General features: G+C 76.1%; 14 protein-coding genes. 10 read left to right on the top strand and 4 right to left on the bottom strand.

Annotation, left to right across the window (positions count from 1 at the left end; all coding sequences use genetic code 11):
• Nucleotides 1–72: 72 nt before the first annotated feature.
• Nucleotides 73–735, top strand: a complete 663-nt coding sequence (locus ACIP67_RS36055; protein WP_401697568.1) for a DedA family protein — start codon at nucleotides 73–75, stop codon at nucleotides 733–735.
• 190 nt (nucleotides 736–925) lie between these two features.
• On the opposite strand, the gene ACIP67_RS36050 is transcribed toward ACIP67_RS36055, so the two are convergent.
• Nucleotides 926–1,453, bottom strand: coding sequence for a gamma carbonic anhydrase family protein (locus ACIP67_RS36050; RefSeq protein WP_401697567.1), 528 nt, complete (start codon nucleotides 1,451–1,453; stop codon nucleotides 926–928).
• 122 nt (nucleotides 1,454–1,575) lie between these two features.
• Here ACIP67_RS36050 and ACIP67_RS36045 point away from each other — a divergent pair, with 122 nt between their 5' ends.
• The 3 genes from ACIP67_RS36045 (at nucleotide 1,576) to ACIP67_RS36035 (ending at nucleotide 3,855) form a co-directional block, all read left to right on the top strand.
• Nucleotides 1,576–2,340, top strand: coding sequence for an acyltransferase (locus tag ACIP67_RS36045; RefSeq protein ID WP_401697566.1), 765 nt, complete (start codon nucleotides 1,576–1,578; stop codon nucleotides 2,338–2,340).
• Between the two features lie 144 nt (nucleotides 2,341–2,484).
• Nucleotides 2,485–3,057, top strand: coding sequence for a helix-turn-helix domain-containing protein (locus tag ACIP67_RS36040; RefSeq protein WP_389517206.1), 573 nt, complete (start codon nucleotides 2,485–2,487; stop codon nucleotides 3,055–3,057).
• Nucleotides 3,058–3,297: 240 nt separating this feature from the next.
• Entirely contained in the window at nucleotides 3,298–3,855 is a 558-nt protein-coding gene (locus ACIP67_RS36035) for a YbaK/EbsC family protein (protein ID WP_401697564.1), read from the top strand.
• A gap of 2 nt (nucleotides 3,856–3,857) precedes the next feature.
• Here the strand turns inward: ACIP67_RS36035 and ACIP67_RS36030 are convergent, their stop codons facing one another.
• Nucleotides 3,858–5,108, bottom strand: coding sequence for a cation diffusion facilitator family transporter (locus tag ACIP67_RS36030; RefSeq protein WP_401697563.1), 1,251 nt, complete (start codon nucleotides 5,106–5,108; stop codon nucleotides 3,858–3,860).
• Between the two features lie 75 nt (nucleotides 5,109–5,183).
• Here ACIP67_RS36030 and ACIP67_RS36025 point away from each other — a divergent pair, with 75 nt between their 5' ends.
• Nucleotides 5,184–5,531 (top strand): ArsR/SmtB family transcription factor, encoded by a 348-nt coding sequence (locus ACIP67_RS36025; protein ID WP_401697661.1) that lies wholly within the window; start codon nucleotides 5,184–5,186, stop codon nucleotides 5,529–5,531.
• A gap of 46 nt (nucleotides 5,532–5,577) precedes the next feature.
• On the opposite strand, the gene ACIP67_RS36020 is transcribed toward ACIP67_RS36025, so the two are convergent.
• The gene (locus ACIP67_RS36020; RefSeq protein ID WP_401697561.1) at nucleotides 5,578–6,801 is read right to left on the bottom strand and encodes a 4-hydroxybenzoate 3-monooxygenase; all 1,224 of its coding nucleotides are present in this window, start codon (nucleotides 6,799–6,801) and stop codon (nucleotides 5,578–5,580) included.
• A 57-nt stretch (nucleotides 6,802–6,858) separates the two neighbouring features.
• Entirely contained in the window at nucleotides 6,859–7,266 is a 408-nt protein-coding gene (locus ACIP67_RS36015; RefSeq protein WP_401697560.1) for a CoA-binding protein, read from the bottom strand.
• A 114-nt stretch (nucleotides 7,267–7,380) separates the two neighbouring features.
• Here ACIP67_RS36015 and ACIP67_RS36010 point away from each other — a divergent pair, with 114 nt between their 5' ends.
• From ACIP67_RS36010 to ACIP67_RS35990, 5 genes are all read left to right on the top strand, one after another.
• Nucleotides 7,381–8,229 carry a hypothetical protein gene (locus tag ACIP67_RS36010; RefSeq protein WP_401697559.1) on the top strand — a complete coding sequence of 283 codons (849 nt, stop codon included), beginning with the start codon at nucleotides 7,381–7,383 and terminating at the stop codon, nucleotides 8,227–8,229.
• Complete coding sequence (locus tag ACIP67_RS36005) at nucleotides 8,226–8,789, top strand: SixA phosphatase family protein (protein WP_401697557.1); 564 nt, start codon at nucleotides 8,226–8,228, stop codon at nucleotides 8,787–8,789. Before ACIP67_RS36010 ends, ACIP67_RS36005 begins: the two co-directional genes overlap by 4 nt.
• A 603-nt stretch (nucleotides 8,790–9,392) precedes the next feature.
• On the top strand, nucleotides 9,393–10,019 hold the full coding sequence (locus ACIP67_RS36000; RefSeq protein WP_401697556.1) for a YigZ family protein: 627 nt from the start codon (nucleotides 9,393–9,395) through the stop codon (nucleotides 10,017–10,019).
• A gap of 124 nt (nucleotides 10,020–10,143) precedes the next feature.
• Nucleotides 10,144–11,307 (top strand): exonuclease SbcCD subunit D, encoded by a 1,164-nt coding sequence (locus ACIP67_RS35995; RefSeq protein ID WP_401697554.1) that lies wholly within the window; start codon nucleotides 10,144–10,146, stop codon nucleotides 11,305–11,307.
• A complete protein-coding gene (locus tag ACIP67_RS35990) occupies nucleotides 11,304–14,297 on the top strand; it encodes an AAA family ATPase (RefSeq protein ID WP_401697553.1) in 2,994 nt (997 codons plus the stop codon). The genes ACIP67_RS35995 and ACIP67_RS35990 overlap by 4 nt, the downstream gene beginning before the upstream one ends.
• Nucleotides 14,298–14,383: the final 86 nt, after the last annotated feature.

Here is a 14,383-nt window from a genome sequence, read left to right as displayed (position 1 = left end):
ACCGGAAGGGCCCGTACGACCCGAAGCACCGGAACCAGCAGATGCGGCACAGCCCAGCGGGAGGATTCGGCCATGCACGTCCAGGAGTGGCTCGAGGCCGTACCCCCGGTCGCCATCTACGCGCTGGTGAGCCTGGTCATCGGCCTGGAGAGCCTGGGCATCCCGCTGCCGGGCGAGATCATCCTCGTCTCCTCGGCCCTGCTCGCCTCCCAGCACGGCGAGATCGACCCCTTCGTCCTCGGTGCCTGCGCCACCGCCGGCGCCGTGATCGGCGACTCCATCGGCTACGCCATCGGCCGCAAGGGCGGACGCCCGCTGCTGGCCTGGCTCGGCGGGAAGTTCCCCCGGCACTTCAGCGAGGGGCACATCGCCACGGCGGAGCGGTCCTTCGAGAAGTGGGGCATGTGGGCCGTCTTCTTCGGCCGTTTCATCGCCCTGCTGCGCATCTTCGCGGGCCCGCTCGCGGGCGTCCTGCACATGCCGTACTGGAAGTTCCTCATCGCCAACGTCCTGGGCGGGATCGTCTGGGCGGGCGGTACGACGGCCGTCATCTACTACGTGGGTGTCGTCGCGGAGTCCTGGCTGAAGAGGTTCTCCTGGCTGGGACTGGTGGTGGCCGTGCTCATCGGCCTGACCTCCATGCTGGTGATCAAGCGCAAGGCCCGCACGATGCAGGCGCAGGACGCAGCGCGGGAGGACGGGGCCGAGGCCGAGGCCGTGGCGGCCTCGGAGTAGTCCGGGCGGGACCGGGCAGGGCGGGGCCGGGCCGAGTGCTTCGCGCCCGGTCGCCGGTGGGGGCGCACGCTCCGCGCGGCGGGCCGGTCACTCCCGCGCGACGTGCCGGTCACTGCTACGCGGCGGAGTCCCCAGCGAGGTCACGGCCCGCCCGACGCCTGCCGCCCGTCGGCGGACCGGGCTCGGCCCCCTACCGGTGGATCTCGGCGTGGGCCTTGGCCAGGTCCGCGTACAGGGTGCCGTTCAGCGTGACGCCCTGGCGCTCCTCCTCCGTCAGTTCCCGCTTGACCTTCGCGGGCACCCCCGCGACCAGCGAGCCCGGCGGCACCTCCATCCCCTGCGGCACCAGCGCCTGCGCGGCGACGAGCGAGCCCTCGCCGATCACCGCGCCGTTCAGCACGGTCGCCCCCATCCCGATCAGGCAGTCGTCGCCCACGGTCGCACCGTGCACGACCGCGTTGTGGCCGACGGAGACCCGCTCGCCGATGGTGACGGGGAAACCTGGGTCGGCGTGCAGGGTGCAGTTGTCCTGGATGTTGCTCCGCGCTCCGACGGAGATCCGCTCGACGTCGCCGCGGACCACCGCGCCGTACCAGATGCTGGCGCCCGCCCCCAGTGTCACGTCCCCGATCACCGAGGACGTGGGGGCCACGAAGGCCTCCTCGTGGATCGCGGGCTGCCTGCCGCCGATGCCCGTGATCAGCGCCTTGTGCGTCATCGACCGTCTCCTCTTCGTCCGCTCCTCGTCCGCGGTACACCGGCACCGTACGCCACCCTGTGGGGTGAAGATCACAGGGTTGCGGCGTCCTGGGGTCCGCGCGGGCTGAGTACCGTGTGCGGGTGCCGAAGCGCAAGAACACGTTCTCATCCTGGCGGCGCCGCCTCGCGCAGCGCGCCGTCCACGCGGGCTGGGCCTGGGTGCAGCGGACCGGCTCGGTCACCGCCGAGCACCCCGGCCGCTTCCGCTTCGGCTCGATCGGCACCGGCACCCGGCTCGCGTTCCCGCTCGGCACGGTCTTCGGGGAGCCGTGGATCCGCCTCGGCGCGCACTGCATCGTCGGCGAGCAGGTCACGCTGACGGCAGGCCTGATGCCCGACCTGGACCTCGGGCCCGATCCGATCCTGCGCGTCGGCGACGGCGTCGTCCTGGGCCGCGGCAGCCATGTCATCGCCGACACCACGGTCACCATCGGCAGCGACTGCTACTTCGGGCCGTACGTCTACGTCACCTCCACCAACCACTCCTACGACGACCCGCACGAGCCCATCGGCAGGCAGTGGCCGCGGATGGAGCCCGTGGAGATCGGGCCGGGGTGCTGGATCGGCACGGGGGCCGTGATCCTGCCCGGGGCGCGGATCGGGCGGAACGTCGTGGTCGCGGCCGGGGCGGTGGTGCGCGGGACCGTGCCCGACCACGCCGTGGTGGCGGGGGCGCCCGCCCGCGTCGTACGGCGCTGGACGCCCGCCGAGGGCTGGCAGCCGCCGTTGCGGACCCCGGCGCCCGTGCCGATCCCCGACGGGGTCACCTCGCAGCAGCTGGTCGCGCTGTCGGGGCTGGACGAGGAGGCGGCGGAGCGGCTGGCCCGGCTGGAGCCCGAGGCCTGACCCGCGCCGGCGGTCCGCCACCAGGGCGGCCGGCCCCCGAAGGGCTCGCGGCCAGGGTGGAGAGCGCTGTCACGGGAGGCTCGCAGTACAGTTCGGTGCACCATCGGGTGCACGTGAACGACGTTTGAACGAAGTGGACGGAACGTGTCGGACCTCGACCTGCTGACCCAGTCCCTGGCGCGCAACGTCCGGCACTGGCGCGCGGTGCGCGGCTTCACCCTGGACGTGCTGGCCGCCCGGGCCGGCGTCAGCCGGGGGATGCTCATTCAGGTCGAGCAGGCCCGCACCAACCCCAGCCTCGGCACGGTCGTCAAGATCGGTGACGCGCTCGGCGTCAGCATCACCACCCTGCTCGACTACCAGCGGGGCCCCAAGGTCCGTGTCGTCCCGGCCGACCAGGTGGTCCGGCTGTGGCACACCGAGGCCGGCAGCTACAGCCGGCTGCTCGCGGGCACGGAGGCACCCGGCCCGCTGGAGATGTGGAACTGGCGGCTGATGCCGGGCGAGAGCAGCGGCTCCGACCCGCACCCGGCCGGCACGGTCGAGATCGCCCACGTCACGGCCGGCGAGCTGAGCCTCACCGTCGAGGGGACGGAGTACCGCGTCCCGGCCGGCGCCAGCGTCACCTTCGAGGCCGACGCGGCCCACACCTACGCCAACCACGGCGAGGTGCCGACCGAGATGGTGCTGACGGTGTCGGTGCCGCCCGTGCGCTGAGACGGGCGTCCGCCGAACGCCGAGACGGGCGTCCGGCGGCCGTTCGGTCCGGTCTGCCGCGCCGGGGGCGGGCGTCCGGTGGCCGTACGGTCCGGCCTGCGGTGTCCGGGGGCGGGCGTCCGGTGGCCGTACGGTCCGGCCTGCGGTGTCCGGAGGCGGGCCCGTCGGCCGCGGGGTTCGTCCCCCCGGTGCGCCGGGACGGGCGTCCGCCCGCCGTGGGGCTGCTGTTAGCGTGCGGCCATGGACGCACCCATCGGACACTTCGACGACGCCCGGCCCGCCCCCGACTGCCTCGACGAACTGACCCGCCCGGTCGCCGACGCCGTACGCCACTGGAGCAGCAGCGTCCCCGCCGACCAGATCCTCTACGTCGACACCGACCCGCGGTGGGCCGACACCGCCGTCTTCGTGGAGCACTACGGGCAGGAACTGCTGGAACGGTCGGCGAACTGCGTGGTCGTCGCGGGCCGGCGCGGCGGCGACACCACGCTCGCCGGGTGCGTCGTCCTCTCCACCACCCGCGTCGACGTCAACGGCGTCGTACGCCGTCAACTCGGCGCCCGCAAGGCCTCCTTCGCGTCGATGGACACGGCCACCGGGGAGACCGGCATGGAGTACGGCGGCATCACCCCCGTCGGACTGCCCGAGACCTGGCCGGTACTGGTCGACTCGGCCGTCGTCGACCTGCCCTACGTCCTGGTGGGCAGCGGACGCCGGCGCGGGAAGCTGCTCGTGCCGGGCAAGGCGTTCGCCGGCCTGCCGGGCGCGGTGGTGCTGGACGGCCTGGGCACGGCCTGACCTCAGAGCGCGGCGTGATGGGCGAGGGCCCGGTGCGGGTCGTCCTCGCCCGGCACCGGCGCGGGATCCGCGTGCACCAGCGCCGCCGTCAGCCGCGGCACGGCGTGCAGCAGGGCGTGTTCGGCGTCCACGGCGATCGCGTGCGCCGCACGGACCGTCGCCTCGCCGTCCACGACGACCGCGACCTCGGCACGCAGCCGGTGCCCGATCCAGCGCAGCCGCAGCTCGCCCACCCCGCGCACGCCCTCGACCTCGCGCAGCGCCCGCTCCGCCCGGTCCACCAGCGCCGGGTCGACGGCGTCCATCACCCGCCGGAACACCTCCCGAGCGGCGTCCCGCAGCACCAGCACGATCGCCGCCGTGATCGCCAGCCCCACCACGGGGTCGGCCGCCCGCCAGCCCAGCGCGGACCCGCCGGCGCCCAGCAGCACGGCCAGGGACGTGAAACCGTCGGTGCGCGCGTGCAGCCCGTCCGCGACCAGCGCCGCCGAGCCGATCGCGCGGCCGACGCGGATGCGGTAGCGGGCCACCCACTCGTTGCCCGCGAAGCCGACGAGCGCGGCCGCCGCCACCGCGGGCACGTGCGCCACGGGCCGGGGGTCCAGCAGCCGGTCGACGGCCGCCCATCCGGCGAAGGCCGCCGACGCGGCGATCGTCAGCACGATCACCAGTCCCGCCAGGTCCTCCGCCCGCCCGTAGCCGTAGGTGAAGCGGCGGGTGGCGGCCCGCCGTCCCAGCACGAACGCGATCCCGAGCGGTACGGCGGTCAGCGCGTCCGCCGCGTTGTGCACGGTGTCGCCCAGCAGCGCCACCGAGCCGGAGGCCACCACCACGGCCGCCTGCGCCGCCGCCGTCACGCCGAGGACCGCCAGCGAGATCCACAGCGCGCGCACGCCCTGGGCCGAGGACTCCAGGGCGCGGTCCAGCTTGTCGGCGGTCTCGTGGGAGTGGGGGGTCAGGAGGTGGGCGAGGCGGTGGCGCAGGCGCAGGCGCAGGCGCGGACCCGGGCGGGGGTGGTGGTGCGGGTGCCGGTCGCCGTGGTGGTGCCCGGAATCGCGGCTGTCGGAGGGGTGAGCGTGGTGGTCACCGTGGAGGGGTTCTGCGCCATGGTGGCCGTCGTGTCCGTGAAGGCCGTCGTGGCCGTCGTGGCCGTCGTGGCCGTCGTGTCCGGGGTGGCCGTGCTGCTCGTCGCCGCCGTGCTGCTCGTGTCCGTCGTGGTGGTGACCGTGGTCGTGCCGGTGCCGCTCGCTCACGTCGATCCCCTTTCCGGTGCGCCGCGGTGGACGTACGTCCGCCCACTCCGCCATTATGTGCGTGTGAGCGCACGCATGCACCTGTCACCTGCGCATCATGCGCACCCGCGCAGTCCCGGCGAGGAGCAGTTCGCCCTCGCGGCCGAGCTGCTCGCCCTGCTCGGCGACCGTACGCGCCTGACCCTGCTGCACGCCCTGACCTCGGGCGAGGCGGACGTGACGACGCTGACGGAGGTGTGCGGGGCGGCCCGTCCGGCGGTGAGCCAGCATCTGGCACGGCTGCGGCTGGCGGGGCTCGTCGGCACCCGCAAGGAGGGCCGCCGGGTGATCTACTCCCTGCGCGACGGCCATCTGCGCCGCCTGGTCGACGAGGCGCTGAGCGTGGCGGACCACCGGCTCGGTGACCAGCCGGTGCACGAGTAGGCAGTGCACGACCAGCCGCAGGCCCGGCTGACGGTCCGAGACCCGGTCAGTACCGCTCCGCCGCCCCCAGATACTGCTCCGCGAACGCCGCCGCGGCGGCGGGCGAGGTGAACAGGCGGCGCAGCCGGGCGCGCGTGGTCCCCGTGCGGAACGGATCGCCCGTGGCGGAGCCGTGGTACACCTCGGACAGCCACTGCGAGAACTCCTGGTAGTCCCACACCCGACGCAGACACGCCTCCGAATAGCCTTCCAGCCCCGACGCGTCACCGTCCCGCACCGACGCGACCAGGGCGTCGCCGAGCAGGAAGGCGTCGTGCAGGGCGAGGTTCATGCCCTTGGCGGCGATGGGCGCCACCAGGTGGGCCGCGTCCCCGGCCAGGAACAGCCGCCCGTGCGCCATCGGCTCGACGACGTAGTCGTGCAGGTCGAGCACGCGTCTCTCGATCAGCCTGCCCTCGGTGAGCTCCGGCGCGCCGGCGGCCCCGAGGCGCTCGCGCAGCTCGGCCCAGACGCGTTCGTGGGACCAGTTCGCCGGGTCGTCGCCGGGCGGGCACTGGAGGTAGTAACGGGTGACCTCGGGGCTGCGGGCCATGTGACCGGCGAACCCGCGCGGATGGATGCCGAACAGCACGCAGTCGGACGACGGCGGCGCCTCCGCCAGCAGCGCCAGCCAGCCCGTGCCGTAGTCGTGCCGCGCGATGCGCGCCCGCTCCGGCACCAGCGCGGCCCGGCTGACCCCGCGCGCCCCGTCCGCGCCGACCACGACGTCACAGCGCAGCAGACGCCGTTCCCCCGTCTCGGGGCAGAGGTACGACACCGACGGGGCGTCCGTGTCGAGGTCGTGCAGGGCGACCTCGCGCACCGAGAACCGGGCGTCCCCGCCGCGCACGTCGACGTACTCACGCACGAGGTCCGTCACCAGCAGCGGCTGCGGATAGACGAAGTGGTGGCGGCCCGTGAGCTCACCGTAGGAGAAGCGGTACCGCTCGCCGTCGCAGCGGAACTCGCAGGCGGTGTGCCGTTGGGCGCGCACCAGCAGGTTGGCGGCCAGGCCGCGCCGCTGGAGCGCGCGCACCGCCCGCTCCTCCAGGACTCCGGCCCGCGGCCGGCGTTCGATGAAGGCGCGGCTCTCCGTCTCCAGGACCACGCAGTCGACGCGCGCGGCACGCAGGATGTTGCCGACGGTCAGACCGGCGGGGCCGGCGCCCACGACGACGACCGGAGTCCGTTCCGGCGCGGGGGAGTCGGGGCGGGAGGAGGCGGTGGTCATCCGCACATTATGGGTGCCCCCTCGAAGGACGTCAGGGGGCCGGAGCGGTCCAGCGGTTCAGCCCAGGCGGGGGATCTCGATCGCCGGGCAGCGGTCCATCACCATGTCCAGCCCCGCGGCGCGCGTGCGGTCGTAGGCGCCCTCGTCGACCACGCCGAGCTGGAACCACACGGCCTCGGCACCCTTGGCGACGGCCTCGTCCGCGACGGCTCCGGCGAGGTCGCTGTTGACGAAGACGTCGACGACGTCCACCTCGAACGGGATGTCCGCGAGCGAGGCGTACCCCCGCTCCCCGTGGACCGTCTCCGCCTTGGGGTGGACCGGCACGATCCGCTTGCCGAAGCGCTGGAGCACCCCGGCGACGCCGTACGCCGCCCGCCGGGAGTTGGTCGACAGGCCCACCACCGCCCAGGTGTCGCCGAGCTCGGTGAGGATCCTGCGGATCGTTGCCTCGTCGCCGTGCACCGGCGGCCTCCTTGACGGACGGGGACGTGTGGTGACCGGGTCAACACCTCACGGGCGGCCCTGATTCCGTGCCGTCGGACTGCGAACGGCCCGCCACCCGCCTACGCTCGCCCCGTGCTGCGCATCATCGACGCCCGAACCGGCGAGTCCGTCGTCGCCGCCCCCGCCCGCCGGGGCCTGACCCGCGTCCAGGTCCACGCGCCCGGGTACGGCCCCGGCGCGCTCCGGGTCCTCCTGGTCGCCGATCTCCTCGTCCGTGCCCTGGAGCTCGGTGGCACGCCCGTCCTGGCCCTGCTCACCGGCGGCGGGGACCAGCGGGAACTGCGGGCGGCCGGGACGGCCCTGGGGGTCCGGCCCTTCGAGGAGGGGCGGGACCTCGCGGCCGGGACCGGTGCGGCCCGTGCCCTGCACGTGGTCGCGGAGGACGGCGAGACGCCCGACGGCGTCCGGATCGCCGTGGCACCCGTCCGGCCCGCCCCCGCCGACGTGCTACCGCCGGATCTGCTCGGGCCGTCCGGCGTCGGGTCGTCCGGCGAGGTGCCGTCCGCCGTCGGGGCGTCCGCCGTCGGGTCGTCCGGTCCCGCCGGGCGGCAGTACGGTGACGACGGCCGTCCGGGGACCGACCCCGCCGTTCTGCGTCTCGCCCTGCTGTCGCACCACCACCGCCGGCCCGCCCCGCTCGACGCCGACGCGCTGCACGCCGCCCACGACACCCTCGCGCGCTGGCGGCGCGCCGTCGCCGACTGGGCGCGACAGCCCTCACGGCCCGTCCCCGACGAGGTGCGCGGACGGCTCCGCGCCGCCTGGGAGGACGACCTGGACGTGCCGGAGGTGCTGCGCGTGCTGCGGACGGTGGAAGAAGCCGGGACGGACCTCCCGCCCGGCGCCCGCTTCGAGACGTACGCCTACGCCGACCGTCTCCTCGGCCTCGACCTCACCCGCGACCTGGGAGCTCCGGCGTGAACACCGGCACCGGCACGGGTGCCGGACCCGGGGCCGCCGCCGGGCCGCCGCGGCGGCTGGTGGTGCTGCGGCACGCCAAGTCGGCGTGGCCGGAGGGCGTCGCCGACCACGAGCGGCCGCTGGGCGCGCGCGGTCGCCGGGACGCGCCCGCCGCGGGGCGGGCGCTCGCGCAGGGCGGCTGGGTCCCCGACCTCGCGCTGTGCTCCACCGCCGTGCGCGCCCGGCTGACCTGGGAGCTGGCCGGCGCCGAGTGGGACGGCCGGCCGCCCGTCCGGTACGAGCCCCGGCTGTACGCGGCCGACCGGCACGACCTGCTGGCGGTCGTCCGGGAGACGCCCGCCGACGTCGGGACGCTGCTGCTGGTCGGGCACAACCCCGGCCTCCAGGAACTGGTCCTCGCCCTGGCCGGGGACGGGCCCGGCGACACCCTGGAGCGGGTGCGGGTGAAGTTCCCCACGTCGGCGATCGCGGTGCTGGACTGGTCCGGGCCCGGCTGGGCGGACCTGGCTCCGGGCCGGGCCCGGCTGACGGCGGCGGCCGTTCCCAGAGGCGCCCGCTGAGCCGGTCCGCGGTCCGCTCGGCCGGCGCTCCGGACGCTTCGGCGGCGGCGTTCCCGGCGGGTAGCGTCCCCGGCGGCGGTGTGCCCCGAGTCGTCGGGGGCGGCCCGGCAGCGGGGCGTTGCCGCCCCACGTCCGGAGGGTGTGCCCCGAGTCACCGGGGCGCCCCGCTCGGCCACCTCGGCGCCGGCCCGGGGCGCGCTCCCGGTCCGGAGACGGCTCGCGAGTGCGGCACTCCGGCACTCCGACGCCCCGGTACTCAGACGCCCCGACGCCCCGGCACTTGGGTGCCCCGGCGGACCGTGATCACTTGCGGGTGCGGGTGCGGGTGCGGGTGCGGGTGCGGGTGCGGGTGCGCGGGTGCAGGTGCGGGGGCCCGCCCTGCTGCCGGGCCCGAGCCGGGAAGGCCCGCGCCCGACGACGGACGCGCCCGACGACGGACGCGCCCGACGGCCGGACGCGCCCGACGACGGACGCGCCCGACGGCCGGACGCGCCCGGCCCCGTCGGGAGGCCGCCCGGGGGGTGGACGGCACGGCGGCCCCGCACCCCTCCCGCCCGCACACGCGGCGACGGCGGTCCACGTGCCACCGCATAGGCTGGCCGGATGCAGGACGAGTACCGCACGGTCGCCCACGCGGGCGTGCACGAGACCGAGGTCAACCGTTCCCGCTTCCTGTGCGCCCTGGCGCCGGCGGCCACCGAGCGGGAGGCCCAGGACTTCGTCGCGGCCGTCCGCAAGGAGCACGCCGACGCCACCCACAACTGCTGGGCCTACGTCATCGGCGCCGACGCCGCCGTCCAGCGGGCCAGTGACGACGGCGAACCCGGCGGCACCGCGGGCGTGCCGATGCTCCAGATGCTGCTGCGCCGTGACATGCGTCACGTCGTGGCGGTCGTCACCCGCTACTACGGCGGTGTGAAGCTCGGCGCCGGCGGACTGATCCGCGCCTACGGCGGCGCGGTCGGCGAGGCCCTCGACTCCCTCGGCACGATCACCCGCCGCCGCTTCCGCCTGGCCACGGTGACGGTGGACCACCAGCGGGCCGGAAAGGTGCAGAACGACCTGCGCGCCACCGGCCGCGAGGTGCGGGACGTGCGCTACGGGGAGGCGGTCGCGATCGAGATCGGGCTGCCGGACGCCGACGTGGACGCCGTCCGCGCGTGGCTCGCGGACGTGACGGCGGGCACGGCCGGCTTCGAGGTGGGCGGGGAGGCGTACGGGGACGCGTGAGGCGGCGGTCACTCCGCTCACGCAAGGCAAATGTCCGTAACGTCCGTTTGTGGTGCTCGGTGTGACGGTGCGCCGCGCGAGTGACCGGCCGTGATGTCGGACCCGGCCGTTAGTCTCGGAGCCCATGAGGCTCCTGCACACTTCCGACTGGCATCTCGGCCGGGCGTTCCACCGGGTGAACATGCTCGGCGCCCAGGCCGAGTTCGTCGCCCACCTCGTCGCCACCGTGCGGGAGCGCGAGGTGGACGCGGTGGTCGTCTCGGGAGACGTGTACGACCGGGCGGTGCCGCCGCTCGCCGCCGTGGAGCTGTTCGACGACGCCCTGCACCGGCTCGCCGCGCTGGGCGTGCCGACCGTCATGATCTCCGGCAACCACGACTCCGCCCGGCGCCTCGGCGTGGGCGCCGGACTGATCGGGCGCGCGGGCGTCCACCTGCGCACCGACCCCGCGGCGGCGGGCACCCCGGTGGTGCTCACCGACGCACACGGCGACATCGCCTTCTACGGGCTGCCCTACCTGGAGCCGGCCCTGGTGAAGGACGAGTTCGGCGTGGAGAGAGCGGGCCACGAGACGGTGCTCGCCGCCGCCATGGACCGGGTCCGCGCCGACCTCGCCGGCCGCGCGCGCGGAACGCGCTCCGTCGTCCTCGCCCACGCCTTCGTCACCGGCGGGGAACCCAGCGACAGCGAGCGGGACATCACCGTCGGCGGCGTCGCGTCCGTGCCCGCCGGCGTCTTCGGCGGCGTCGACTACGTGGCGCTCGGGCATCTGCACGGCTGCCAGACCATCACCGGGCGCGTGCGCTACTCCGGCTCGCCCCTGCCGTACTCCTTCTCCGAGGCCGGGCACCGCAAGACGATGTGGCTCGTCGACCTCGGAGCCGACGGCTCGGTCGACGCCGAGCGGATCGACTGCCCGGTGCCGCGCGCGCTGGCCCGCCTCAGGGGCACGCTGGAGGAACTGCTCGCCGACCCCGCGCTGGCCCGGCACGAGGAGGCCTGGGTGGAGGCGACGCTGACCGACGCCGTCCGCCCGGCCGAACCCATGGCCCGGCTCACCGAGCGCTTCCCGCACACCCTCAGCCTCGTCTTCGCCCCCGACCGCGCACCGGACGACCCCGGCGTCTCGTACGCCCGGCGTCTCGCCGGCCGCAGCGACCAGCAGGTCGCCGAGGACTTCGTCGCCCATGTGCGCGGGGCGGGCCCGGACGGACGCGAGCGGGCCGTCCTGCGCGACGCCTTCGACGCCGTCCGCGCCGACGACGCCGTCCGGGAGGTCGCCCGATGAGGCTGCACCGGCTCGGCCTCACCGCCTTCGGCCCCTTCGGCGGCTCCCAGAGCGTCGACTTCGACGAGCTGTCCGCCGCCGGCCTCTTCCTGCTGCACGGACCGACGGGCGCCGGCAAGACGTCCGTCCTGGACGCCGTCTGCTACGCGCTGTACGGCTCCGTCCCGGGCGCCCGACAGAGCGCCCAGGGCCTGACCCTGCGCTCCGACCACGCCGCCCCCGGCACCCGCACCGAGGTCACCCTCGAACTCACCGTCGCCGGACGCCGGCTGGAGGTCACCCGCCGGCCGCCCTGGGAACGCCCCAAGAGGCGCGGGACGGGCACGACCGTCGAGAAGGCCCAGAGCGAGCTGCGCGAGTACGACGCCGTCGCCGGGACGTGGAAGGACCTCAGCCGCTCCCACCAGGAGATAGGCGAGGAGATCACCCAGCTGCTCGGCATGAGCCGCGAGCAGTTCTGCCAGGTCGTGCTGCTGCCCCAAGGCGACTTCGCGCGCTTCCTGCGGGCCGACGCCGAGGCGCGCGGCCGGCTGCTCGGACGCCTCTTCGACACCGCGCGGTTCGCCGAGGTCGAAAAGCGCCTCGCGGAACGGCGGCGCACGGCGGAGGCACGCGTGCGGGAGGGCGACGCGGCTCTGCTGGCGGACGCGCACCGCATGCAGCAGGCCGCCGGTGACGCCATGGAACTGCCCGAGCTGGCCCCGGGCGAGCCGGGACTCGCCGAGGCCGTGCTGGGCGCCGCCGCCGTCGCCCGCGGCACCGCGCGGGAGCAGCTGACGGTCGCCGAGTGCGGCAGCCTCGCGGCCGAGTCCGCCCGCGCCGCCGCCGAGCGCGTCCTGTCCGACGTACGGGAACTGGCCCGGTTGCAGGAGCGGTTCGCGCAGGCCCGGGAGCGGTCCCGGCTGCTTCATGAGCGGGCCGGGGAGCACCGGGAGGCGCGGGAGCGGATGGAGCGGGCCCGCAAGGCGGAGGCGGTGGCGCCGGCGCTGGAGCTGCGCGACGCCGCCGAGGCCGAGCACCGCCGGGCGGCCGACGCCGAGGCCCGCGCGCGCGGGCTGCTCCCGGAGCGGTTCGCGCAGGCCGGCGCGGCCGGGCTCGCCGCCGCCGCACGCCGCGCCGCGCAGGAGCTGGGCGGCCTGGAGTCGGCCCGTCGCGGCGAGCGGCGCCTGGCCGGTCTGCTCGCCGAGCGCGCCGACCTGGACCGGCAGGAGCGCGCCGACGACGACGTGCTGGCGGAGACCGAGGGCTGGCTCGCGGACTGGGAGGCGACCCGCGCGTCGCTCCAGGCCCGCGTCGAGTCCGCCCAGGAGGCCGCCACCCGCGCCGAGCAGCTCGCCGTGCAGCGCGAGCCCGCCCGGCGGCGGCTGACCGCGGCCCGGCTGCGCGACGCGCTGGTCCGTGACACGGAGGACGCCCAGCGGCGGGTCCTCGCCTGCGCGGAGCGGGCGCTGACGGCCCGTACGCACTGGCTCGACCTCAAGGAGCAGCGGCTCAACGGCATCGCCGCCGAACTGGCCGCCACCCTGAGGGACGGCGAGCCCTGCGCCGTCTGCGGCGCCACCGACCACCCCGCGCCCGCCCGCAAGGTCGCCGGACACGTCGGCCGGGAGGCCGAGGAACAGGCCCTCGCCGCCCACCAGCGGGCCGAGCGGGAGCGGGCGGACGCCGAACGCGACCTCGGTCTCGCCCGGGAGGCGCTCGCCGCCGCCACCGCCGAGGCCGGCGACACCCCGACCGACCGGCTCGCCGCCGAGGCCGACGAGCTGGAGCGCAGCCATGCCGAGGCCCGCCGGGACGCCTCCGCGCTGCATCCGGCCCGCGAGGAGCAGCGCCGGGCCGAGCAGGAACACGAGCGGCGCACGGCCGCCCTGCGCGACGCCGCCGTGCGCGCCGCCTCCCGGGTGGGCCACCGGGAGCGGCTGGAGCGGGAACGGACGGCACTGGAGGAGGAACTGGCCGAGGCGCGCGGCACCGCGGAGAGCGTGGCCGCGCGGGCCGCGCACCTGGAGCGGCAGGCCGCCCGGCTCACCGACGCCGCCGACGCCGCCCGCGCCGCCGAGGAGAGCGCCCAGCGCCTCAAGGCCGCCGACGGACGCCTCGACGAGGCCGCCTTCCGGGCCGGCTTCGACACCCCGCGGGCCGCCGCCGACGCCCTCCTCGACGCCGGCGCCCACCGCGAGCTGCAACGGCGCCTGGACGCCCGGCAGGCCGAGGAGGCGGCCGTACGGGCCGTGCTCGCCGAGCCGGAGACCGCGGCCGCCGCGCAGCGGCCCGCCGCCGACCTCCCCAGGGCCGAACAGGCCGCCGCCGAGGCCGCCGAACGGCTGCGCCGGGCCGCCTCCGCCGAGGACGCGGCCGCCCGCCGCTGCGCCGAACTCGACCGCCTGTCCGCGCGCGCGGCCGACGGCGTGCGCCGGCTCGCCCCCCTGCGGGAGGAGTACGACCGCGTGGCCCGCCTGGCCGGCCTCACCGCCGGCACCTCGGCGGACAACGGGCGCAGGATGCGCCTGGAGTCGTACGTCCTGGCCGCCCGGCTGGAGCAGGTGGCCGCCGCCGCGACCGCGCGCCTGCACCGCATGTCCGCCGGGCGCTACACCCTCGTCCACTCCGACGACCGGACCGGACGCGGCCGCAGCGGGCTGGGACTGCACGTCGTCGACGCCTGGACCGGGCGGGAGCGGGACACGTCCACGCTGTCGGGCGGCGAGACCTTCTTCGCCTCGCTGGCGCTCGCCCTGGGCCTCGCCGACGTCGTCACCGACGAGGCGGGCGGGGTCCGGCTGGACACGCTCTTCATCGACGAGGGGTTCGGTAGCCTCGACGACCAGACCCTGGACGAGGTCCTCGACGTCCTGGACTCCCTGCGCGAGCGCGACCGCAGCGTCGGCATCGTCAGCCACGTGGCCGACCTGCGGCGGCGGATCCACGCGCAGTTGGAGGTCGTCAAGGGCAGGGCCGGGTCGGTGGTGCGCCAGCGCGCCGACGCCTGACGCCTGACGCCTGTGCCCGACCCCGGCGCCCTGGCGCCCTGGCGCCCCGGCGCGTGGGCGTGCGGGGGTGCGGGGGTGCGGGTGGC

Source organism: Streptomyces sp. NPDC088812 (genome assembly GCF_044750285.1).
Lineage (GTDB): Bacteria > Actinomycetota > Actinomycetes > Streptomycetales > Streptomycetaceae > Streptomyces.
This window is presented reverse-complemented; position numbering and strand designations above follow the sequence as displayed.

Excerpts from the sequence above, each read along its gene's own strand:
- ACIP67_RS36000 (WP_401697556.1), top strand. The coding sequence starts at position 9,393 with ATGCAGGACGAGTACCGCACGGTCGCCCACGCGGGCGTGCACGAGACC.
- ACIP67_RS36035 (WP_401697564.1), top strand. The coding sequence starts at position 3,298 with ATGGACGCACCCATCGGACACTTCGACGACGCCCGGCCCGCCCCCGAC.
- ACIP67_RS35990 (WP_401697553.1), top strand. The coding sequence starts at position 11,304 with ATGAGGCTGCACCGGCTCGGCCTCACCGCCTTCGGCCCCTTCGGCGGC.
- ACIP67_RS35995 (WP_401697554.1), top strand. The coding sequence starts at position 10,144 with ATGAGGCTCCTGCACACTTCCGACTGGCATCTCGGCCGGGCGTTCCAC.
- ACIP67_RS36050 (WP_401697567.1), bottom strand. The coding sequence starts at position 1,453 with ATGACGCACAAGGCGCTGATCACGGGCATCGGCGGCAGGCAGCCCGCG.
- ACIP67_RS36025 (WP_401697661.1), top strand. The coding sequence starts at position 5,184 with ATGCACCTGTCACCTGCGCATCATGCGCACCCGCGCAGTCCCGGCGAG.
- ACIP67_RS36020 (WP_401697561.1), bottom strand. The coding sequence starts at position 6,801 with ATGACCACCGCCTCCTCCCGCCCCGACTCCCCCGCGCCGGAACGGACT.
- ACIP67_RS36055 (WP_401697568.1), top strand. The coding sequence starts at position 73 with ATGCACGTCCAGGAGTGGCTCGAGGCCGTACCCCCGGTCGCCATCTAC.